This is a genomic window from Micromonospora sp. 050-3, from assembly GCF_046549335.1.
Lineage (GTDB): Bacteria > Actinomycetota > Actinomycetes > Mycobacteriales > Micromonosporaceae > Micromonospora > Micromonospora trifolii.
Genome location: NZ_JAJPVX010000002.1, coordinates 1,491,545 through 1,512,478, shown reverse-complemented (window position 1 = coordinate 1,512,478; position 20,934 = coordinate 1,491,545). Strand labels below are relative to the sequence as shown.

The following is a 20,934-nucleotide window of genomic DNA, read 5'->3' as shown; positions in this document are numbered from 1 at the left end:
GCAGATCCGTTTACTGCCGGGACGCCAGCGGTTTGGTCAGCAGGGCACCCGGGTCGAGGGCACCGGACCGGGGTACGCCCAGGTGCGCCTTCTACGGAGAGTGACTCGACCTGTTGCTGATGGCCCACACCGAACTTCTCCATGATCCACAAGGGCGCCGGTTCTCACGAACACCTACGCCGAGTAGGCGAGACCAGTTGTAGAACGCATAGGACCGGGTGTTCGCGGCGCCTCGCCGACGACGGGCGACACCTCACCGATCCGGCAGTCTCGTAGGCCTAGGCCCTGTGTCGAAGTCGATGCCCGGGCTTGAGCTGCTTGTTTGATGATCTCTGCGTGTCGGAGGTCGGGACGCAGCGAGGTCTCCGGTAGATGGTTCAGCGACCAAGCAAATCCATCTACCGGAGACCTACCTGGCGGACCGGCGGGAGCAGGCTGGTAATACTGCCGGTGCCGAGGCGCTGCACCAGCAGGCCGCCGACCGCGGCGACACCACAGGGCTGCGGAAACTGGCCGAGCTCCGCATGCAGGCAGGCGACACCGACGACGCCGACTACCTGAGACGCTTCGGACTTGCCGATGACGGCTCGGTGGCAATCTGGTCCTGGCCATCTGATAGACGGTGAGCCTGCGTCTTATGTCGGTCTTGCGGTGCCACCGCATCTTGGGACGACGGCTGCGGTTGCTTCGGCGGCGGCGTGGGAGAGTTCGGGGAGGACGTCGCCGTAGAACTTGGCGGTGAAGTGTGGGCTGGAGTGGCGGAGTCGGTTGGAGATGACTTTCATCTGGACGCCGGCGGCGAGGCCCATGGTCGCGGCACCGTGGCGGAGGTCATGGAGCCGGATGGGTGGTAGCCCGGCTTGGGTAGCGAGGTGGTGGAAGTGGTCGGTGACGTCCGCAGGGTGGAGCCGCCCGCCAGTGGGCGTAGTGAACACGAGCCCGGTGGTGGTCCAGGCAGTACCGGCGGCGAGACGCTCGCGCTGTTGCCGGGCACGGTGGGCGCGCAGCACCGCGACGGTCTCGGCGTCGAGTGCGACCGCGGCCTCGCTGTCGGTGGTTTTTGGGGTGTCGATGGCGGTGGCCCAGCCGTGTTGGACGAGTTGCCAGCGGACAGTGAGGGTGTGGGCGTCGAGGTCGAGGTCGTCCCAGTGCAGGCCGCAGGCTTCGCCTCGGCGCAGCCCGGTGAAGGTGATCAGGTGGTAGAGGGCATACAGCCGGTCGCCGGCGTCGTGGGTGTGGTCGAGGAATCTGCCAGTGTGTTCAGGGGTCCAGATCATGACGGGGCTGGGGGTCTTGCCGGTGTCGCGCCAGCTGCGGATGCGTTGGTCGGTCCAGATGGTGGGCTTGGGTGGTCGGGCGGTGGGTAGTTCGACCATGAGGGCCGGGTTGGTGTCGATGTAGCGGTGGCGGCGCATCGCGTCGTTGAGGGCCTTGCGCAGGGTGGCGTGGATGACGTGCAGGGTCCGGTTGCCGATGATCCGTTGGTTCTTGACCTGGTCGCGTTTGGCGGGGTCGCGGCTGGCGCGCAGGGTGGCGATGGTGGTGTTGCGTTCTGCGATGGCGTCGTACATGGCGTCGATGTGGCCGGGGCGAAGCCGGTCGATGCGCAGGTGCCCGAGGTGCGGGATCAAGTACAGCCGGATGTGCCCTTCGTAGGACCGCAGGGTGCCGGCCTTGATGTTCTTGCGCCCGGCCAGCCAGTCGGTCAGGTACGCCTGCATCGCGGGCAGCTCGGTCGAAATGATGTCCAGGTGCAGCGCCCGCCGGACCTGGTCCGGAGTGGGGACGGGCGCGCCGGTCTTGACGGCGATTTCGATGAGGTCGCCGGTCTTGACGGTGGTGTAAGGGTCGGTGAGGTCGGGGACGGCGAGCGCAGCGCGGATGCGGTCCAGGACGGCGTCCGCGTCGGCCTGGGTGGCGTAGGGGCCGTGGCGAAGTGGGCGGCGGGTGCCGTCGGCGCGAGCGGGGATCTCGATCTGCCAGTGCCAGTGGCCGTGGGTGCGGGACCAGCCGCCGCCGGGCCGGCAAAGCTGGGGACAGGAGCGTCCCAGTCGCCGGCCCGTGACGCTGTCGCGGCAGCCGCAGCGTTTGAAGGTGGATCCCTTCACTCATCGTCTCCTGGATGCTTCGTATGGTGCCGCCAGCGGTGTCGGGTGGAATCCGCTGGTGGCGTGGTCATCGCATCCACGCTCACCTTCGCGTCGGCTTCAAGTCGTTCGCCGCCGCCGGCTGCGGCGGGGTCGGGTTGGAGAAGGTGGAGCAGCGCGGCGACCGGGACGATGATGCGGTTGCCTGCCCGGATCAGCGGTAGAGGGAACTGGTTGGTGGCGGCGAGCCGGTACGCCTGGGATCGGCTGATCCCGAGGACGGAGGCGGTGGTGGCGAGGGTGGTGGTCACGCCGAGGGCACGGATGCGCTCGATCGTCCACACCTCTCCGATGCCAGGCGCGGTGGTGGTGCTGTCGGTCGTGGTGCGGGTTGTCTGGTCAGCGGGGTTCGTTGGGCTGTTCATGATCAGGGTTCTCCTGGTTATGAGATGGATGGCGGTGCGGTAGGAGCGGGGTAACCCTGTCGTGGTCGACCGGCGCAGGGGTGGCTGCTCCGCCACCGTTGTGCCGCTTCGGTGACAGAGGCGGTGGCGTCGGGTTGGTCGGCACGGCCGGGCTCGCGATCAGCTCAGGTGGTGCCGACGACTCGACCTTGAGGGTCTTGAGGAGTTCGGATACTCGGGTGTTGGAAACGGTGTGACCGGCTGCGCGGAGGGCTTCGGCGAGTGCCGCCCGGGTCAGTGCCGCCCGTCCGCGGCGAGCCGGTCCCGGACCTTGCGCGCCGCCGGCAGCAGCTCGGCCACGTCGCTGGACGGCTGCGCGGACCGTCCCCGGTCCGCTCGCTGCCGGTTCCGTCCGCCGTGTCGGCGACGAGCATCCGGTGAGCGGACGGTCCGGGTCCGGGACCGCCGCTCCCCCGCCGTGACAGCGGACCGGGTCACCTCGTCCAGTCCGCTGTCCGGCACGGTCCGCCCGGCCTCATCCCGTCGGCCGTCCCCAACCGTCCAGGCGGTGTTGGCGGGCGTGGCGGTGCTGGTCCGACCGAGGGCGATCTTGACCATGACGAGGAACCCGAGCGCGGGTACGGCGGCGGCGATCCAGCCGATGATCGAGGGTTCGGCTTCGACGACCTGTGCCGCCAGGGACAGGGTGACCGCGCAGGCGAGCACGGTGGCCGAGAACACGGTGGAGGTGTGGGCGCGTTTGCGGCGTCGGAGTTCCAGGCCGGAGGCGATGGACATCAGTTCCAGGACGATCGCGTCGGCCCAGGCCAGCCAGCCGGGTTGGCCGTGCGCGGCGGCTACGTTGTGCACGTGGGTGAAGCTGGCCGCCCCCGCTGCGCCGCCGATGGCCAGCATGATGACGACCTGGACGACGCCCTCGACGCGGCTGCCGCGCTGACTGGCGTTCGGGTCAGCGATCGGTGCCGTCGTGGCCGATCACCTCCCCGACCCGGACTGGGGCGACGGCCCGTCCACCAGCCGCAGGCGGCCGGACCAGATGGCGGACCGGCCCGGCGTCGGACAACTGGCGGCACGGGGCCCAGACGCCGGCTGCGGACCGCCTGCCACGGATGCCGGACGGGGACGCGGTCACATCGCGGTGGGAGCGGTCGTCCGGGGCTCTCACGGGTCTGTCAGCACCGGCCGAGCCGCTCACGACAGATCCGTGACAGACGCCGGCCGTTGCTGTCCGATCCGCAGCAGAGGTACTGTCCGCCGCCGCCGTGCTGTCGCCGATCACGTGGCCTCACCCGCCCGCTCGGAGACGTCAACGACGTACCCGGCCAGGTCAGCCAGCCGCAGCCGCGGTCCTCGTCCGCCGGCCACGGCCCACACCGCCTCCGCTGGGCTCAGGCCCGTCGTCGCGGCGTGGTCGCGGGCCCCGGTGGCGACCGGCACCGCCAGCGGCACGTCGGCCAGCACGCGGCGTAGGTTGCGCTCGCGGGCGGCCGAGTGCAGCCAGAACAGCACCGGCCACGCCCGCTCGATCGTGCCGAACAGCTCCTGATAGCCGTCCACCTTGCCAACAAGGATCGACAACTGCTCGGCGCCAGTGTCGTACTCGACGAAGAACGGCACCTCGACACCGTTCTCGACCCACCGGCCGTAGCCGTCCGGACGGACACGCGGCTGATACGCCCGCACCAGCCCCGGATCCTGGCGGCTGGTGAACGTCCCGGCGCGCTGGCACACCACCTCCGGCAACCACTCCAACAACGCCGCGCCCGGATGCGTGCGGGCGTGCCCGGCCAGGTCGGTGAAGAACCCGTTCACCCCGAGGCGGTGGGTGAGGCTGCGGGTCGAGGTCCAGCGCCGCCGCTCCACCCGGGCGTGATCCCGCCGCGGTGGGCGTTCGTCCCGGCTGGCCGCGACGACCTCGGCGCCGAGTTGGTCGATGACGTAGTGGTACGGGTACGAGCCGCCGTCGGCCCGCTGTGGCCGGAACCGGGCCACCAACCGCAGCCGGTATAGGGTCCGCAGCCGCCGCTGACAAAAGTCCAACGACGGGAACAAGGCGGTCGCGATCTGGAACGACGTCAGCACGCCGTGGTCGTATAACCAGCCGAGCAGCACACGGTCACGGCCGGTCAGCTGGGACTGGACCCGAAGGACCGGATCATCCACCAGCTACCACCTCCTTCCCCGGGTACGGAATGCCAGCCCCAGGGGGAGAGACCCGAGACCAGGCAGGGTCTGTCGCAGGACAAGCCGACGACACTGCCAGACGGACTGACCTGCGGTGTGAGAGGAAACAGGGGGTCGGTTCGGGGGTCCGGCTGAAGACTGACGTCAACGCTGACCCCAAGCCCGACCCCCGAACGAGGATCAAGCCGAAACTCATCACTGCCAATGCCTACGGCAGTAGGTGAAGGTGTCGACGAAAGCACGAGAACTCCTTGGTTGAGGTGTGGATGTGGTGTTGCTGGCGTGGTCGGGTCACCGGCGCCGCCGGAGCGGAAGGGATCTGGTGAGAGGCATCCCGGCACCGCCCCTGCCGCGGTCGGGGTCGGGGTCGGGGTCAGCGGCGCGTGACTGCCCGCCGCCAAGAGCAGCAGCGAAACGAATGGCCTTGGGGCAAGCGCGCGGAGGTAGCCGTTGGCGGGGTGAGGGCTAGCCTCTTGGGTCATGTCCGCCCCTGCACCGCGTCCCTTGCTGTTCCTCGACGTGGACGGCACCCTCATCCCGCTCGGAACACCCACGGCGGCTCAGCCGGGCATGCCGCATGGCCACACCCCGGCACCGGCCCTACCGGCCGACGCCCATCCCCTGCTACACAAGGTCAATCCAGAGCACGGCCGCCGACTGGAGGCCCTGCCGTGTGATCTGGTGTGGGCGACGACCTGGATGAGCGACGCGAACGACGTGCTCGCGCCGCTGCTCGGGCTACCGACCCTGCCGGTCGTGGACTGGCCCGACGCCGACGAGATAGGCCCCCTGCACTGGAAGACCCGTGGGCTGGTCGAGTGGGCGCAGGAACGCCCCTTCGTCTGGGTCGATGACGAGATCTCCCACGCCGATCAGCAGTGGGTGTCGACTCATCACCACGCCCCGGCCCTGCTGCATCAGGTCGATCCCCGTGGCGGGTTGACCCAACACGACTTCACTGTCATCGAGAGCTGGCTCCGGCGGGCGCGGTAGGGCGAGCTCCACGCCGTCGCAGTCGCCGTGCTTGACGGGTTGTCTGACCACTCGGGACCGACGTTGGCGAACGGTGCGCCGGAACGGCGACACCGGTAGCCGGCTTGGCTGCTCTACGGGGACGGAATGTTCGGTAGCAGGTCGTCGTCGCGTCCGGTCTGGGGTAGTCCAGTGGCAGCGGCGATGGCCTTGACGGCCTCGTTCAGTCCGGTGGTCTCGGGTAGGACGAGTTCGTCGGGCCAGCCCAGGACGTCATGGGCGGCGTACCAGCCGCTCATGTTCTCGGCGGTGAACTCGCTGGCCTGCGGGCGGGTGAGGTGCCGGCGCAGGGTCTCGGCCAGGGACACGTCGAGGTAGCAGAACAGCGACCGGCCGCGGTGGTCGTCCCGCAGAGAGGTGAGCATGCTGCGGTAGCGGCTGCTGTGCAGGATGCCCTCCAGCACGACGTGATAGCCGTGGTCCAGCGCGAACCGCACGGTCTGCGCGATCAACGCCGGTGCGGCACCGCCGGGCATGTCCCGTTCGCGCAGCAGGATGCGGCGTAGGTAGTCCTGCTCGACCAGGGCGCAGCCCCGGCCGTGCCGGCGTCGTAGCTCGCGGGCGATGCTGCTCTTGCCGGAGCCGGAGTTGCCCCGGATGCAGACGAGGATCGTGTCCGGGCTGCCAGTGGGTTCAGCGAGCACGATGCCTCCTCGGCTTCAGTCGTTGCGGACACTGAGGTCGAGGGCGGCGACGGTCAGCTGGGTGAGGTCAGGAAGCTGGTCCTCGCCGAGGGTGACGCCGCGCAGGTTGTCCAGCGGCGTCTTGAGGCCCTGGAGCCGGCTGCCCCGCAGGTCGGTGCCGTCGAGCTGGCAGGAGTCCAATTCCAGTCCGGCGAGGTCACATGACCGCAGCGCGATGCGAGGTAGTCGGCAGGAGGACCACGCGCCGTTGGTGAGAGTGCAGTCGGTGAAGGCGACCGAGCCGGCGGCGGTGACGCGTTGGAAGGTGGCGTAGTCGAAGCGGCAGCCGTCGAACAGGACGTCCTTGAGGCGTACGTCGGTGAGCCTGGTGCCGGTGAACCGGGAGCCGATAATGGCGCAGCGTTCGATGGTGATGCCGGTCAGGGTCGCGCCGGAGAAGTCGGTGCGGGTGATTTCGCAGCCGTAGAGGCTGCCGGCCTCCCAGGTGCTCTCGCTCAGGTCCACGCCGGTGATCAGGCTGCTGCGGATGCGGGCGTCCTCAAGGTGCGAGCCGTGCCACGCTGCGCCGTTGACGAGGGCCTCGGTGAGGCCGCCGGCGAGGTCCGCGGTGATGTCGAGGTCGTCCGGTTCGAGGTCCGGCAGCAGGACCTTCACGTCGCCGATCGTGGTGGTGCGCATGTGTCCTCAACCTGTGTAGGCGCGGGGTGGGCACGCCACCCCGCGCATTCCCGTGGTTGGGGCTACTTCTTCTTGTTCCAGTTGTCCCAGCCGGGTCGGCTGTCGAACTTACCCTTGTTAGCCCAGGCGGGGCGGTTGTCGAACTTCGCCGCGTCGATCGACGCTACTGACCGCTCAGGGTCGACGCCGAGGCGAGCGAGTTGCTCGGGTGCGGCGTTGACGAGGACCGCGAGAGCATTGGTCATGGTGCTCCTCCTTGAGGGGTGAGGTGGTCCGCGGCGGCGCGAACGAGGGCCTGTCGGGTGGTCCGGCAGTAGGTCGTCTTTCGGGCGGTGAACGTCGCGTGCTCGAAGTAGCGGTTGCCGGCCTGGGCGCCACGGCAGAAGTCGTAGAAGGCGCAGTGGTCGGCACAGCCGTTGAGGGCCGTAATGAACTCGGCGACGTAGCCCAGGTCGCCGGCGCCGGCAAGCATGGCGGAAATGGATTGCTGAAGGACGTTGCCGACGATGAAGTCGCCGTATCGCGGCTCGGTGATGCCGAGCAGTTCCGGTGACAGCAGCACCACCTGTCCATCCCAAGAGACGGTCGGGATCGGCTCGTACGGCTCGTGGTCGACGCGGCCAGCGCGGGTGGCGGCGAGATAGTCGGCCAGCCGGTCCACGTCGCGGATCCGGAGCGGGCTGCCGCCGACGCGACGTTCGATAAGGCGCTGCCAGAACCGGTACGCGGCGTCCTCCGACACCGGTGCCCGGTCAGCGCCCTCCTGCTCTTCGATGTTGAAGCCCACCGACTCGCAGCCGGGCAGGCCGGTGAAGAAGTCGATGAGGGCTTCCGCGTGGTCGATGGTTTCCGGGGTGACAACACAGATCACCGAATACCTCAGCCCTGCCTCGGCCAGGGTCTGTATGCCGCGCAAGGTTCGGGCGTCCGTCGGGTTGCCGGCCCGGTCGAGGCGGTTCCGGTTCAACGCGCCCGGTCCGTCGATACTGACCCCGACCTCGAACCCATGAGCGGTGAAAACTTCGCACCATTGCCTGTTGATCAACGTCGCGTTTGTTTGGATCTCGTGACGCACCATCCCCACGCGGCGGAGCTCCTCGAATGGGTCTAGTAGATCCCGGAACAACCTGGTGGGTGTGGCGGTGGGTTCGCCCCCGTGCCACACGACGCTCACCGGATGGCCGCTGTTCTGCTGCGCGATCGACTCGGCGCAAGCCTGCGCGACTGCGCTGCTCATCAGGCGGAGGGATCTCCGGTCGGGCAGGTAGCAGTAGGTGCAGTCGAGGTTGCAAAAGCTCGTCGGCTGCACGACCAGGGTGTGGAAGCTGCCGGCGACCGCCGGCTGGCCGGTAGCGTTGATGAGGCCGATGCCGTTCACGAGGAGGCCTCTTCGATGCTGGCGGCCGTGGTGGTACGGACGCGGTAGGCGTGGGTGTGGCGGGCGGGCCAGCCGAGGAACCGGTCGAACATGTCGGCGGCGCTGCCCGTGACGCTCGGGTTGAGCCGATGCAGGTCGTCGATCGCGTCGTGCAGGCAGCCGGCCAGGTAGAGGAACAGGCTCACCGGCTCTTCCCGGTACTCGGCGAGGAGCGCGAGCTTCGCCGCGCCGCAGGGCCATGGCTGCCCGCACCGGCGGCACAGCCACAGCGGGCGCATCGGCAGATGTTCCACCTCGGCTGGCGCGAGCCCGTTCGCCGCCAGACGGCGCTGCTGCCCGGTCACCGGCGACCGCCCTCGCGGGCCTGCTGCTCGAACAGCCGACGCCACACGAAGGTGAGCAGCGGAGGATCAGCGCGCCGCACCTGACCCTGTGAGGACGTCCACCTGGGCTCGGGGCGCCGGGACTGGCTGGCTATCGCGTTACGCGAGACGTACACCGTCATGCCTCCACCCCCGCCAGGATCGATGAGCGGCGGGCTCGCCGGGGGAATGGCGAGCCCGCCGCCGCATCACGGCGGCTGGGAGCAGGCCGCCGATCACCCACCCACGCAGCCCTCATGGCGGTACGCAGGCGGGGAGAACACCGAGACAGTTCGTTCCAGGACGGGCCGAGCCTGCGGCCCAATCCGTGGTGTGGTGCGCCGCTCATCGATCCCTCCATCTGCAGCTCCCTGTTAGTCATCCCCGATACCGGCATCGACACGCGCCGGTGATCTGGGGTGAACTGAACGTAGGGGCGGTCCGTACGGAGGACCGGGAAAATCCGTACCGGGTCCGGCGGTCTTCAGCGGGCAGGGTGATGGTGTGCGAGGGATGACGGAAGACATGACCATCGGCCAGCGCGTCGCCTTTTACCGGCGTCGACGAGGGCTCTCCCAGGAGGTGCTGGCCGGTCTGGTTGGCAAGACCCAGGAGTGGTTACGCAAGGTCGAGACGAACCGGGCTGACCTCGATCGGCTATCGGTCATACGCGCGATCGCCAAAGCCCTCGACGTGTCCCTCGGCGACCTGATCGGTGCACCGAGCCTGTTCGAGTGGTCGGACGACTCAGGGCGCGAGACCATCCCGGCCTTGCGGGCCGCGCTTCACGACTATCGTCACCTCGCGCCGACGCTGACCAGCACGGGGGACGTCGAGGCCCCCGCCCTGGGCGAGATCGAGAACGACGTCGCCGAGATCTGGACCGCCTACCAGCACTCGCGTTACGGCACCCTCGCCCGCCGGCTGCCCTACCTCATCCACGACTGCCTCACCGCCACCGAGGCGTACGACGGAGACGATGGCCAGCGCGCGCACGCGATGACCGCCTACGCCCACCAGCTGGCCGCGTTGTTCCTCACCAAGCTCGGCGAAGGTGACCTCGCGTGGACCGCCGCCAGCCGTGGGCTGGCCGCCGCCAACGCCAGCCATGACCACGTCGTCATCGGCTCGCTCAGCCGCTCCGCCGCGCACTCGCTGGCGTCCATCGGTGAGTACGCCCAAGCCCGCGGCCTCGCCGCCACGGCGGCGCAGTTCCTGGAACCACGGCTCGCCAAACCCACTCCGCAGCTGCTGTCGGTCTACGGCAGCCTGCACCTCGTCTGCGCGCTGGCCGCCGCCCGAGACGACGACCGCGCCTCCGCCGACACCCATATCGCTGAGGCCGATGCCGCCGCACGGCGGCTCGGCGCCGATGGCAACCACGTCTGGACCGCCTTCGGGCCGACCAACGTGTCGATCCACAAGACGACCGTGGCGATGGAACTCGGCGACGTGCAGCGCGCCATCGCCATCGGCGCCCCACTCGACACCAGCACCGTGCCCGTCGAGCGGCAGGTTCGGCACGCCATCGAAACCGCCCGGGCCCTTGCCCGGTGGAACCGCATCGACGACGCGCTCGCGGCGCTCCTGGAGGCCGAGGTCATCGGCCCTGACCAGGTGCGCTACCACCAGCTTTCCCGCGACCTCGTCCGCGACATTCTCACCCGCCCCCGGCCACCCCGACTGGCCGTCGAACTCAGCGACCGGATGGGCGTCCGGTCGGGAGGGCCGCGCTGGTAGCTGGGCTCAAATTAGCCGGCTGGTGTAGCCAGCCGCGATCAGGCGCTCGAACGCCGTCCGCACCTCGTCCGGCATCTCCTGCGGGATCGCGAACCCGCGCTCCGCGTACACCTCGATCCGCTGCGTGTCGCCTACCAGCATGTCCACCACCCGCCGCGGGTCGCCGATGCTGGCCACGTAGTCGTCCAGTTCGAGTGGGTTCGACGCGCAGACCACATCGACCTCCGGCCACATCAGCCTGCAGGTGGCGTAGGCCCGACGCTGTTGGTAGGGCCGAGACATGATCAGCACCGACTTCACCGGGATCTGGCGTTCGGCCAAGAGCGCACGGGAGAATTCGAGGTTCTCGGCGGTGTTCGTGGCACGCGGCTCCACGAGAACCGCTTCCGGGGGCACACCCTGCTCAACGGCGTACTCGCGGTAGTGCACCGCCTCTCCACGCGGGAACCGTTCGACAGTGGTCGGGGCGTTCGCACCGGTAAAAACGATCCATGGGAACAGGCCCGCTTGAAACAGCCGCGTTGCGATCACCGCAACGCCGAGGTCATGGCTCCCCAACCCGATGCCCACGTCACAAGGGCGCAGCTCGTGGCGCATGTCGTGGTAGCGCCACAATGTCTCGACGTCAGCCCGGACCTCGTCCGGGAGCACGCGAGTCGGCACCGCCGCCTGCCGGTCCATCAGCATCCGCCGGGTAGGGTCAGCGCTGGAGTTTGGTTCACGCCCCACTCCCTCATGGCGTCAGCGTAGGGCAGGCCGGGCCAGTCCAGATCAGCCGAGGCTGAGCGCATTAGCCGACCTACGGGCCCAGTCGCTGACTGCGGACAGCCGACTTTGCCTCACCGCTTGGAGGAGATGGGGACGCACGGCGTTGGGCATCACCAGGCCCGGCGACGCCGCGCCCGTCAGTTGTCGGAGTCCCAGTGCTCGTCGCCGACCGCATCGTCGGCGAACTTTTGAATCCTTGCGGCCAACACGGCCTGATGCTCGGGGTCGAGTTGCTGAAAGACGGCCTCCAGCTCGTCGGTCCCGATGGTCTCAACGTTCACCTGGTCGACGATGATGTCCTGCCTTTCGGCCTCGGACATATCTTCCCAGCGCACCGGGTCCGGATTGGGCTCCGAGGGCTTGCTCACCGGATGAAACGGCCGCGGTGTCGTGCCGTCGGGGCCCGGCTCGGCGAGGGGTTTGAAGCCCTCCTCAAGCCACTCCTCCGCTTCTTCCTCGTCCACGTACACGAGGCCCCCATTGCAGTCCGAGCAACCGTCTCCATCGCAATAGGTGCACGCGAACACATACTCACCCGGTACTAGCGACATCAACCCACCCGTTCGTCCATGCGAGGCAGCGGCGGCCATTCTGCCAGCTGACGGGCCGAACGCGGCACGCCACGTCGAGGGAACGAACTGCCCCCACATGGCTGAGCGACACCGTGAGCCACGTTTGCCGAGGCTGGGGCTTGTCGGCGCACGCGTCGCGGTGTACGAGGGCTGCGACGTGGAGGTCCCTGAACGCGAAACGATGCTGACTTCCGGTTCTCCTCTGCCGACGCGCTGACTGACCGCTGAACGTTGGCCTACGGCCAGATCGCAGCAAAAAGTGCACCGGGCGAACCGGCCGGCCCTACTCTCCCTTCCTCGCGACTCGCGCAAACAGGAGGATGCTTCTGCCGATGACTCACGTCGTGAGCGCCGACGAGCTGACTCTCGACGCTTCCGGCCTGCCGACCATCTTCCTGAACTCGCGAGCGATCAACTGGGGCAGCTCAAGTGGGCAGGTACTGGCTAGAATCGGCGGTCCCGGCCGCCTGACACACGATGCAGGTGTTTAAGCGAGAGGGAAACAGCGTGGCGCAAGGGCACAGCGAGCGAAATCTCGCAATGGTCGACATGTATGCGGGTGGCGGGACGCTATCTGCCATCGGTGAGAAGTTCGGAGTTACGCGGGAGCGAGTCCGTCAGATACTTGCCAAGCAGGGCGCAGTCACTGCCGAGGATGCAAGGCGTGTTCGACGCGAGGCCAGGGCTGACGAGCTGTTTGAGGCCGTGCGCCGATTCCTTGATGAGTATCGGGAAGTGCTGACTGAGATGGCTGCTTCAGGCGTGCCCCGTACGGAGGTCGAGGCCAGGTTCCGCTTGCTAATTCCTGCAGTACCCGCCGCAATCGTTAGAGAGGGACTCAGCCAAGCAGGCATCCTCTTTGACGTTGACGTACAGGAGTTCAAGTTCTCGGAAGCCGTGATTGAGAGCGCTGTCTGGTTCGCGCTAGCCCGTGAGCTTGACCTTGCGGTGGCCCCTGCAACGGCGGTGCGTCAACTCGACGTCGCGGCAGCAACCGAACTGACCGAGGTTCTGCAGGCCGAGGGCTTGGATCCTGACGTTGTGGCAAACATACTTTTATCGGTTGAAGCAGCGAAGGCCTACGCCGCCGCGAACCTTGGCGTTGGCCTGTCTGCGCAGCGATACAATGCTCAGCGAAGTAAAATTCTGATTGAGCTGGGGTTTCAATCCAGGCAGGGATCTGCCCCGTGGCCGCCTACCAGTCAGACGGTGATGAAGAGGCTCGGTGCGGGTGCGTGGGCAGACGCGCTCATCGGTATTGGGCTCACGCCTGACAAGCGCGGCAGGCAACGCGGCCTTCTCGTCTTCAACGAGACGCAGTACACGCAGGCAGTCTCTGGCTTCCTGGATTTCGCTAGCCGAACCGGGCAGCCGCAATCATTCGAGATGTACGGCAAGTGGGTTGATCAGGAGGAGCGGGCAGGACGGCATTGGCCAGCGCCCGCCTCCGTGCGCCTGCGATTCGGCAACTGGATGAACGCGAAACGGAGCGCGGCTGCCGTCGACAGCGAATCCACAAAGGGTCGCCGACTCGCACGGAACGCTGCCGCGTCTGAGGCTGCGATCGCCTTGCATCAGGCGCAGTCTGAGATTGACGAACTCTTCGGACAGTTAGCCACGAGCTCTGCAGTGGAATCCCGCCCTATTATCGACAGTTTTATACGCACCCACGCCCAGGAATTCGAGTTCCGGCGCAGGGGATGGCTCAGGGCCGCGGTTGAGGCAGACCCGACTGCAGTATCCCGCCGACTGAATGACGTTAAACTGCCAGCCAAGCAGCGCGCGCTATTGGAAGCCAATCCACCCAACATCTCCGGCGTTTTGACAGATATGTACATCGATAGGCTAGCAAACCCGAGGGACGCCGGGGGTTGGCTAAGGCCGGGTGCCCAAGCCGAGCTAGACGCCATTCCCGACGAGACCGTGTTGCGGTACAACGTCTTGCGCGAGATTCGCAATTTCATGGTTCACAACTCGAGTGAGGCGCGAGAACGACTTAGGTCACGGCTCGATGAGTTAGCGGAGATAGACCCGCGCTTCGAACTCAAGCAGCATCTGTCTAGTCGAGTTCTAATCATGTGGTTGCAGGGTTTCGACGCACGCCGCCTTCGTCTTATCGTCGATTGCGTTCCTGCAATCTGGCGCGCGATGGTAGTCGCCGAAACTATTGCCGACAACTAAGCTCCGGTCGCTAACTCGCTGGCCCTCACTCAACTCGGTAGAAGAGGACACGCAATACCGTCAACGCCGGCTCCTCGAAGGCGGAACGTCACGACGGCCTGCCGCCTGGTTCCGGGAACATGCACGGCCGCATCTCCCGGTTCCAGATCACTGGCGGGTGGCAGCCCCATGGCGGCGCCGTGCTGCAGCCCCCTCAGGGCGTCCCCATCTACTGCAAGTCATCCGGGGATAGCTCGGACGGAAGTGGAAGGTCGAGCAACCGGTGCCGCGTGGCGCCCGTACTCGGGGCCCGCCACACCTGCTCGTGCGGCCAGTTCCGGTGCAACAAGTCGACGGTGGTGACCGCGATCGGCGCCCGCAACGGCCGGCTCTCCAGATCAGCCAGCAAGTTCGCCTCCCGGACCGCGTCACGGATGATGACCAGCACCGCGCCGACCGGCACGACGGGATCCGTGCGCCGATAGCCGGCAAGGACACCGCCGAGGCCGGCGGTGGGCCGCTCCCGTTCAGCGATGGCATCGCCGACCGGGCCGGGATCGACGTGCACCAGGAACCGCAGGCACTGGCTGTCCTCCAACCACACTCCGTATCCATCAGCGCGTAGATGCGCCAGCCCTCGCTCCCGCAGCCACACCGACGTGTCCAACGTCGTCAACCACTGGAACAGCCCACACCGGGCGGGATCCTGGCGTGACACCGCGAGCAGCGGCAGGAACAGCAGGTAGTGCGCCGCACCCCAGTCCCGCTGACCCAGACGCATCGGCACCGACTGCCCCGACAAGACGAGACCACGATGTAGAAGCTCGGTCCCCTCCCCGGTGATCCTGTACCACCAGGCGTGCGCTCGGTCCTCCGCCGACCGCTCCCGGCCCACCAGGCCCACGGTGTGCAACCAGGTGAGGTCCCGGTGCGCGGTCAACCGCGGCACCCCCGCCACCACCGCGATGTCGCTCGTGGTAGCCCGGCCATGCAATGCCAGGAACGACAGGATCCGCCACCGCCGAGGCGACAGCTCACGACCACCGGCCACCCATCGATGATCCCCCACTCCGCCGACGCCCCACCATCCCGACGATCCGGCACCGCAGTGACGCCCCGAGGGAACTCCCGCACCCTCAAAACGGGCTTTGTGAGACGTTTTCCATGATCGCTGTTCACCGAATCAGCCGAAGAGCTGATGACGGACGCCGCAGAAGCGGCATATCGCGTTCCGCCAAGATCGCCGGACCCCGGCTCCGAGTCCGTTCGGAAACCGCCCGCCGAACCGATCCGGGGGCCACCGACAGCTGCAACGCCGGCCACCCGACCAGACCCTGCACCGGCAGCTACCGCGCAGCGTCCCAGAGCACCCCGCCGCGTCCCACCGCTACCGCCCCGGGTCCACCGGCTCCCGAGCACCCACCGAGCGACCACCCACCACCGCCGTACGCGAAAAAGGCCCTGCCCCAGTGTGAACCACCAGGTCAGGACCTTGATCGTTGGTGCGCCGCCAGGGACTCGAACCCCGAACCCGCGGATTAAGAGTCCGCTGCTCTGCCAGTTGAGCTAGCGGCGCTCGTCGGCAACGGAGAGAACATTAGCACCCCTCCAACACGGGCTCCAATTCGGTTCCCCGGGTCCCCCCTTCGGTCGAGCTTTGCCGGCAAAAAGCCCCAAACCGGCCACCGTCGCCAAGATCGGGGCGTGGGTTGCGGCGGTGATGCGGCACGATATCCGCCAGGTACGCGAGAACAGAGGTGGGCATGGCACGGTTCACGCGAGCCGGGGCGGTGGTGGGCGCCCTGACTCTGGCGGCGTCGCTGGCACTGACCGGATGCGGCGGCGACGAGAAGAAGCCGGAATTCGTTGGCGGGGCGTCCTCGGACGTGAGCGCAACCCCTGGTTCAGCCGCACCGTCGACGCCAAGCACACCGAGCGGGCCGCCGCTCGCGCTGAGCCCGACCGACGGCACGAAGAACCGGCCGGTGAGCACGGAGATCAGCGCGAAGCTCCCGGACGGCGGGAAGGTGTCAGCTGTCACCCTGACGGCGGACGGTGGCGGCTCGGTCGAGGGCAAGCTGCGTACCGATGGTTCGGCCTGGGTGCCGTCCGTTCCGCTGAAGTGGGGCACCCGCTACACGGCGACGGTGACGGCGAGCGCGTCGGACGGCACGAGCAGCCAGGGAACCAGCAGCTTCACCACGATGGCCAAGCCGAAGTCGACGATCGGTTCGGGCCTGTACCTCTTCGACGACAAGAGTTACGGGGTGGCCATGCCGGTGGTCACCGAGTTCCATCCGGGCATCCCGAAGAAGGACCGGGCGGCCGTGCAGAAGCGGATGTTCGTCCGGACCGATCCGCCGCAGCCGGGCGCGTGGCACTGGGTCAGCAACGGCACGCAGGCCTACTACCGGGCCCCGGAGTATTGGAAGCCGGGCACCACCATCACCGTGCGGATCGCCCTGGCGGGGGTGCCGCTGAGCAACGGTAAGTACGGCGACGTCGACCGCAAGGCCACCGCCAAGATCGGCCGGTCGTTCGAGATGAAGGTCGACAACGCCAACAAGAAGATGACTGTGTACGAGAACGGCGCGCCGGTGCGCACCATTCCGGTGAGCCTGGGCAAGAAGAGCACTCCGTCGTCGAGCGGCACGATGGTGGTGATGGAGAAGAAGGAAGCCACGGTCTTCGACACCCGCGACGACCCGGATCCGGCCAACCGCTACGTGACCGACATCCAGTTCGCCCAGCGGCTCACCTGGGGTGGCGAGTACATCCACGCCGCGCCCTGGTCCGAGCACGTGCAGGGGCGGCAGAACGTCTCGCACGGCTGCGTGAACGTGTCGATGGCGAACGCCAGGTGGCTGTTCGACAAGACCCGGATCGGTGACCCGATCACGATCAAGGGCACCGAGCGCAGGATCGCCGCCGGTAACGGTTGGACGGCGTGGAGCCTGAGCTGGTCGGAGTTCGTCAAGGGCAGCGCGTTGCCGGTGCCCAGTGGTGGGACCGGCCCGGCGGTCTGAGCCGGCGGCCTTCGTTGCGCCGGCCCGGCCTTTGGCCGGGCCGGCGTACCCTTGCACTCCCGCCGCTCGATGACGGCGCGGCGACCCCCGCACTCCCGGTACGGAGACGAACCAGGCTCACGAAACGCCGGATAGTAGCAGAATCCGGGCACTATTGATGGCGTGTTTCGGTTCACCCTCGGCAACCGGGGCCGGCTCTGGCGCGTCAGTAAGAGACGATGGGGCAGCGACCACAACTGTGAGGGAATTCATGCGAGCTAGCCAGGACCAGCTGATCAGGCCCGGTGGGCGACGCCGCGTGTTCGCGGCGGGGCTCCTCGCCGTGGCGCTGGCCTTCACTTCGGCCTGCACCGCCGGCGACGGCGGCAAGCCGTCCTCGTGGCACGGCGGGGGTGAGAACCCGGCACCGAAGGCCGCCGCGACGATCAGTGAGCCGGCGGCCGACGCCAAGGACGTGCCGGCGTCCACCGGCGTCACCTTCACCACGAAGGACGCCGTGGAGACCGCCGTCGAGGTGAAGGACGCCGCTGGCAGGGCGGTCGAGGGCGCCCTCGCCAAGGACGGCAAGTCGTGGCTGCCGGCTGGCGCGCTGGCCTACGGCACGAGCTACACGGCCACCGTGACCGCCAAGGGCGACGACGGCCGTCCGGCCACCGCGACCAGCACCTTCACCACCATGGCCAAGCCCGGCAATCAGGTACGGGTGAGCAGCTTCCTCGGTGACAACCAGGTGGTCGGGGTGGGCATGCCGCTGATCGTGAAGTTCAGCCGGGCCATCCCGGAGGACTACCGCGACGACGTGCAGCGCCGGATGACAGTCACCTCGACCCCGGCGCAGGCGGGGATCTGGCACTGGGTCAGCCCCACCGAGATCCGGTACCGGCCGAAGGAGTTCTGGAAGCCCGACAGCAAGGTCTCCTACCGGGTGCAGGCCGGCGGCCTGCCGATGGGTGCGGGTTGGTACGGCCGCGCCGACCTCTCGGTGGACGTCAAGATCGGCGCGGCGGTGGTCATGACTGTGGACAACAAGACCAAGCGGATGACGGTGACCCGCAACGGCTCTGTGATCAAGACCATCCCGGTCAGCCTGGGCAAGAAGAGCACCCCGTCGTCCAGCGGCACCATGGTCGTGATCGAGAAGCTGCGCAAGACGGTCTTCGACACGTTCGAGGAGCTGGGCCCGGAGGAGGGCTACCGCACCAAGATTGACTTCGCGCAGCGCCTCACCTGGGGCGGGGAGTTCATCCACGCGGCACCCTGGTCCGAGGGTCAGCAGGGCACCACGAACGTGTCGCACGGCTGCGTGAACGTGTCGATGGCCAACGGCGACTGGCTTTTCAAGAACACCCAGATCGGCGACCCGATCACCGTCAAGGGCACCGAGCGCAAGCTCCAGAACGGCAACGGCTGGACCGACTGGAACATGAGCTGGGACGAGTACGTCAAGGGCAGTGCCCTTCCGTACGAGCCTCCGGCCGACCCGGACGCCACCAGCCCGACCCCGGACGGGACGGTCACCCCGTCCCCCACGCCGACCGCCTGAGCCACCCGACGAAAGCCCCCTCCTCGGAGGGGGCTTTCGCGTAGGCCCCTGTCTCGCTCCCACAACGACTCAGGCCCCCTCCGAGGAGGGGGCCTGAGCGGTGGAACCAGTGGGGTGACTGATGGGAATTGAACCCACGACAACCGGGACCACAACCCGGTGCTCTGCCAACTGAGCTACAGCCACCATGCCGCCGTCGCCCAGACGATCGCTCCGGGCGGGGTGCGGACCAATAATAGCCACACCGCCGCGCGCCCCGTCCAGCGGGTTCCCTGCTCCCCGGGACGAACTGCTGCGGTCAGAGTTCGGCGGCGATGGCCTTGGCGGTCTCGACATCCGGGCCGGGCAGCGGAACGAAGACGGTGCGCCGGTAGTACTCCAACTCCCGGATGCTCTCCCGGATGTCGGCCAGCGCCCGGTGCGCGAGACCCTTCTGCGGCTGACCGAAGTACACCCGGGGGTACCAGCGGCGGCAGAGTTCCTTGATCGACGACACGTCGATCATCCGGTAGTGCAGGTGCGCGTCGAGGCGGGGCATGTCCCGGGCGATGAAGCCCCGGTCGGTGGCGATCGAGTTGCCGCAGAGCGGCGCCGTACGCGGATCCTTGACGAAGGTGCGCACGTACTCCAGGACCAGGTCCTCGGCCTCGGCGAGGGTGACCGCCGAACGACGGACCTCCTCGGTGAGGCCGGACTTGGCGTGCATGGTCTGCACGACCTCCGGCATCCCCTCCAGTGCCGCCTCGTCGGCGTGGATGACCACGTCGACGCCGTCACCCAGCACGTTGAGGTCGGGATCGGTGACCAGTGCCGCAACCTCGATCAGTTTGTCCCTGCCGAGGTCCAACCCAGTCATCTCACAGTCGATCCAGACGAGGAGATCAGCCACCGGGACAGCCTACGCGCAGCCCACGCCCCGCGGCTGCGCGCTCTCGGCGGACCGGACCGCTAGGGTTTCGGGGTGCCAGCAGAACCCGTCGCACCGCCCGCCGTCACCGAAGACGATCCCGGCGGCCGTACGGTCCGTCGTCTGGTCGCGGTGGTGGCCCTCGGCGCTGTGCTGCCAGCGCTCTACCTGCCCGGCCTCGTGCACAACTTCTTCGATCTCAAGATCTACATGTCCGCGATGGACTGGTGGCGCGTCGGCCACCCGCTCTACGACTACGTCCAGCCCGATCGGGTGCAGGGCGAGTTGTACTTCACCTACCCACCATTCAGCGCGCTGCTGCTGTGGCCGTTCGGTCTGCTGCGGCTCGGCGCCACAGTGGCGATCTTCACGGCGCTCACAGTGCTGGCAGTGGTGCTGACCACCCGGTGGCTGGTGGCCCCGGTGATCGCCCGACACAACCTGCCCCGAACGTTCACCCTGGTCGCCGCCGTCCTGCTGGTGCTGGCTGTCGAGAGCATCCGCGAGACGATCACCTTCGGCCAGATCAACATGCTGCTGGTAGTGCTGATCCTGGCCGACCTGCTGTTCGCGGTACCGCAGGCGCGACGCTGGGCCGGGGTGGGCGTGGGGCTGGCGACGGCGCTCAAGCTCTTTCCCGGCATCTTCATCGTGTACCTGCTGGCCACCCGGCGGTGGCGGGCCGCGGCGGTGGCGAGCGCGACGGCAGCAGCGGCGACCCTGCTCGCGGCGGCGATCGCCCCACGTGATTCGTGGCGGTTCTGGACGCACGAGTTGTGGACCACCGAGCGGGTGGGACGCACCGACATCGTCGGCAACCAGTCGTTGTTCGGCCTGCTCAGCCGGTTCACCGAGCCGGAGAAACCGGACCGGCTGCTCTGGTTGCTGGTGGTCGCCGCTGTCGCCGGCTACGGGCTGTGGCGGGCCGCCCGCGCGGCGCGGGCCGGTGACCCGTTGACGGGCCTGACGTTGACCGGGTTGGTCGGCTCCCTGGCGAGCCCGATCACCTGGACCCACCACATCTACTGGTTCGTGCCGGCGGTGGTGCTGCTCGCCGACGCGGCGTTGAGCGCCGACCGCCCGGACGAGGCACGCCGGCGTCGGTGGCTGGCCGGGCTCGCGCTGGGCATCACCGCCGTGACCATCTACGGGGTGGTGACGTTCCAGGCCTGGGGCGCGGGACCGGTCCGCACTCATGACCCGGTGGACTTCGTCGTGCAGAACACCTACGTGCTGCTCAGTCTGCTGCTGTTGGCGGCGTTGCCGGTGCGCTCGGGGCTCGGTGCAGAAAATCGCACCAATTGGACAGACCTCCCGAGTAGCCACGTTCGGCGCTAACCTGTCCTCATCTACCTCAAGCGTCGCTCGGGTAGCACCGATCCCCCGGTGAGGGTGGCCCTCCGCGTCGGCAGCGCGGAGGGCCACTCG

Annotated in this window: 19 protein-coding genes, 2 tRNA genes and 1 pseudogene; 6 read left to right on the top strand and 16 right to left on the bottom strand. The window is 67.9% G+C overall.

Annotation, left to right across the window (positions count from 1 at the left end):
• Positions 1 to 635 precede the first annotated feature (635 nt).
• The 4 genes and pseudogenes from ACLJOK_RS22050 to ACLJOK_RS22035 all read right to left on the bottom strand — a co-directional run bounded on the left by ACLJOK_RS22050 (position 636) and on the right by ACLJOK_RS22035 (position 4,675).
• Positions 636 to 2,108: a tyrosine-type recombinase/integrase gene (locus tag ACLJOK_RS22050; RefSeq protein ID WP_410820576.1), complete on the bottom strand. Its 1,473-nt coding sequence runs from the start codon at positions 2,106 to 2,108 to the stop codon at positions 636 to 638.
• A complete protein-coding gene (locus tag ACLJOK_RS22045) occupies positions 2,105 to 2,512 on the bottom strand; it encodes a helix-turn-helix transcriptional regulator (RefSeq protein WP_410820575.1) in 408 nt (135 codons plus the stop codon). Before ACLJOK_RS22045 ends, ACLJOK_RS22050 begins: the two co-directional genes overlap by 4 nt.
• A pseudogene (locus ACLJOK_RS22040) lies at positions 2,487 to 3,406 on the bottom strand (DUF2637 domain-containing protein). The gene ACLJOK_RS22045 and the pseudogene ACLJOK_RS22040 overlap by 26 nt, the downstream one beginning before the upstream one ends.
• Before the next feature lie 381 nt (positions 3,407 to 3,787).
• A complete protein-coding gene (locus ACLJOK_RS22035; protein WP_410820574.1) occupies positions 3,788 to 4,675 on the bottom strand; it encodes a replication-relaxation family protein in 888 nt (295 codons plus the stop codon).
• 525 nt (positions 4,676 to 5,200) lie between these two features.
• Between ACLJOK_RS22035 and ACLJOK_RS22030 the strand changes: the two genes are divergently transcribed.
• The gene (locus ACLJOK_RS22030) at positions 5,201 to 5,689 is read left to right on the top strand and encodes an HAD domain-containing protein (protein ID WP_410821560.1); all 489 of its coding nucleotides are present in this window, start codon (positions 5,201 to 5,203) and stop codon (positions 5,687 to 5,689) included.
• Between the two features lie 113 nt (positions 5,690 to 5,802).
• Here ACLJOK_RS22030 and ACLJOK_RS22025 read toward each other — a convergent pair whose 3' ends face one another.
• The 6 genes from ACLJOK_RS22025 to amcA (ACLJOK_RS22000) form a co-directional block, all read right to left on the bottom strand.
• Positions 5,803 to 6,372: a kinase gene (locus ACLJOK_RS22025; protein ID WP_410820573.1), complete on the bottom strand. Its 570-nt coding sequence runs from the start codon at positions 6,370 to 6,372 to the stop codon at positions 5,803 to 5,805.
• Positions 6,373 to 6,387: 15 nt separating this feature from the next.
• On the bottom strand, positions 6,388 to 7,050 hold the full coding sequence (locus ACLJOK_RS22020) for a pentapeptide repeat-containing protein (RefSeq protein WP_410820572.1): 663 nt from the start codon (positions 7,048 to 7,050) through the stop codon (positions 6,388 to 6,390).
• Between the two features lie 62 nt (positions 7,051 to 7,112).
• Positions 7,113 to 7,295: a multiple cyclophane-containing RiPP AmcA gene (amcA, locus tag ACLJOK_RS22015; protein ID WP_222954740.1), complete on the bottom strand. Its 183-nt coding sequence runs from the start codon at positions 7,293 to 7,295 to the stop codon at positions 7,113 to 7,115.
• Complete coding sequence (gene amcB / locus ACLJOK_RS22010; RefSeq protein WP_410820571.1) at positions 7,292 to 8,428, bottom strand: cyclophane-forming radical SAM peptide maturase AmcB; 1,137 nt, start codon at positions 8,426 to 8,428, stop codon at positions 7,292 to 7,294. Before amcB ends, amcA (ACLJOK_RS22015) begins: the two co-directional genes overlap by 4 nt.
• Entirely contained in the window at positions 8,425 to 8,772 is a 348-nt protein-coding gene (locus ACLJOK_RS22005; RefSeq protein WP_410820570.1) for a hypothetical protein, read from the bottom strand. Before ACLJOK_RS22005 ends, amcB begins: the two co-directional genes overlap by 4 nt.
• Positions 8,769 to 8,933 carry a multiple cyclophane-containing RiPP AmcA gene (gene amcA, locus ACLJOK_RS22000; RefSeq protein ID WP_196921378.1) on the bottom strand — a complete coding sequence of 55 codons (165 nt, stop codon included), beginning with the start codon at positions 8,931 to 8,933 and terminating at the stop codon, positions 8,769 to 8,771. The genes ACLJOK_RS22005 and amcA (ACLJOK_RS22000) overlap by 4 nt, the downstream gene beginning before the upstream one ends.
• Before the next feature lie 370 nt (positions 8,934 to 9,303).
• Between amcA (ACLJOK_RS22000) and ACLJOK_RS21995 the strand changes: the two genes are divergently transcribed.
• Positions 9,304 to 10,530 (top strand): helix-turn-helix domain-containing protein, encoded by a 1,227-nt coding sequence (locus ACLJOK_RS21995; RefSeq protein ID WP_410820569.1) that lies wholly within the window; start codon positions 9,304 to 9,306, stop codon positions 10,528 to 10,530.
• A gap of 6 nt (positions 10,531 to 10,536) precedes the next feature.
• On the opposite strand, the gene ACLJOK_RS21990 is transcribed toward ACLJOK_RS21995, so the two are convergent.
• Both ACLJOK_RS21990 and ACLJOK_RS21985 read right to left on the bottom strand, forming a co-directional pair.
• Positions 10,537 to 11,217, bottom strand: coding sequence for a YdcF family protein (locus tag ACLJOK_RS21990; protein ID WP_410820568.1), 681 nt, complete (start codon positions 11,215 to 11,217; stop codon positions 10,537 to 10,539).
• 218 nt (positions 11,218 to 11,435) lie between these two features.
• Entirely contained in the window at positions 11,436 to 11,768 is a 333-nt protein-coding gene (locus ACLJOK_RS21985; RefSeq protein WP_410820567.1) for a hypothetical protein, read from the bottom strand.
• A 642-nt stretch (positions 11,769 to 12,410) separates the two neighbouring features.
• Here ACLJOK_RS21985 and ACLJOK_RS21980 point away from each other — a divergent pair.
• Positions 12,411 to 14,051 (top strand): sigma factor-like helix-turn-helix DNA-binding protein, encoded by a 1,641-nt coding sequence (locus ACLJOK_RS21980; RefSeq protein ID WP_410820566.1) that lies wholly within the window; start codon positions 12,411 to 12,413, stop codon positions 14,049 to 14,051.
• Between the two features lie 208 nt (positions 14,052 to 14,259).
• Here ACLJOK_RS21980 and ACLJOK_RS21975 read toward each other — a convergent pair whose 3' ends face one another.
• Both ACLJOK_RS21975 and ACLJOK_RS21970 read right to left on the bottom strand, forming a co-directional pair.
• Positions 14,260 to 15,081: a MarR family transcriptional regulator gene (locus tag ACLJOK_RS21975; RefSeq protein ID WP_410820565.1), complete on the bottom strand. Its 822-nt coding sequence runs from the start codon at positions 15,079 to 15,081 to the stop codon at positions 14,260 to 14,262.
• Between the two features lie 449 nt (positions 15,082 to 15,530).
• A tRNA-Lys gene (locus ACLJOK_RS21970) sits at positions 15,531 to 15,606 on the bottom strand.
• 187 nt (positions 15,607 to 15,793) lie between these two features.
• Here ACLJOK_RS21970 and ACLJOK_RS21965 point away from each other — a divergent pair.
• The gene (locus tag ACLJOK_RS21965; RefSeq protein ID WP_410820564.1) at positions 15,794 to 17,056 is read left to right on the top strand and encodes an Ig-like domain-containing protein; all 1,263 of its coding nucleotides are present in this window, start codon (positions 15,794 to 15,796) and stop codon (positions 17,054 to 17,056) included.
• Positions 17,057 to 17,306: 250 nt separating this feature from the next.
• Positions 17,307 to 18,599, top strand: coding sequence for an Ig-like domain-containing protein (locus ACLJOK_RS21960; RefSeq protein ID WP_410820563.1), 1,293 nt, complete (start codon positions 17,307 to 17,309; stop codon positions 18,597 to 18,599).
• Positions 18,600 to 18,709: 110 nt separating this feature from the next.
• Here ACLJOK_RS21960 and ACLJOK_RS21955 read toward each other — a convergent pair.
• Both ACLJOK_RS21955 and orn read right to left on the bottom strand, forming a co-directional pair.
• Positions 18,710 to 18,785, bottom strand: a tRNA-His gene (locus ACLJOK_RS21955).
• A 112-nt stretch (positions 18,786 to 18,897) separates the two neighbouring features.
• Positions 18,898 to 19,488, bottom strand: coding sequence for an oligoribonuclease (orn, locus tag ACLJOK_RS21950; protein ID WP_357352045.1), 591 nt, complete (start codon positions 19,486 to 19,488; stop codon positions 18,898 to 18,900).
• Positions 19,489 to 19,560: 72 nt separating this feature from the next.
• On the opposite strand from orn, the gene ACLJOK_RS21945 reads away from it, so the two are divergent.
• Positions 19,561 to 20,844, top strand: coding sequence for a glycosyltransferase 87 family protein (locus ACLJOK_RS21945; RefSeq protein WP_410820562.1), 1,284 nt, complete (start codon positions 19,561 to 19,563; stop codon positions 20,842 to 20,844).
• Positions 20,845 to 20,934 lie beyond the last annotated feature (90 nt).

Bases quoted from the DNA above. Each gene is read 5' to 3' on its own strand.
- ACLJOK_RS21980 (WP_410820566.1), top strand. From the start codon at position 12,411: ATGGTCGACATGTATGCGGGTGGCGGGACGCTATCTGCCATCGGTGAG.
- ACLJOK_RS22045 (WP_410820575.1), bottom strand. From the start codon at position 2,512: ATGAACAGCCCAACGAACCCCGCTGACCAGACAACCCGCACCACGACC.
- amcA (WP_196921378.1), bottom strand. From the start codon at position 8,933: ATGACGGTGTACGTCTCGCGTAACGCGATAGCCAGCCAGTCCCGGCGC.
- ACLJOK_RS21990 (WP_410820568.1), bottom strand. From the start codon at position 11,217: ATGCTGATGGACCGGCAGGCGGCGGTGCCGACTCGCGTGCTCCCGGAC.
- ACLJOK_RS22020 (WP_410820572.1), bottom strand. From the start codon at position 7,050: ATGCGCACCACCACGATCGGCGACGTGAAGGTCCTGCTGCCGGACCTC.
- ACLJOK_RS21995 (WP_410820569.1), top strand. From the start codon at position 9,304: ATGACGGAAGACATGACCATCGGCCAGCGCGTCGCCTTTTACCGGCGT.
- ACLJOK_RS21960 (WP_410820563.1), top strand. From the start codon at position 17,307: ATGCGAGCTAGCCAGGACCAGCTGATCAGGCCCGGTGGGCGACGCCGC.
- amcA (WP_222954740.1), bottom strand. From the start codon at position 7,295: ATGACCAATGCTCTCGCGGTCCTCGTCAACGCCGCACCCGAGCAACTC.
- ACLJOK_RS21965 (WP_410820564.1), top strand. From the start codon at position 15,794: ATGGCACGGTTCACGCGAGCCGGGGCGGTGGTGGGCGCCCTGACTCTG.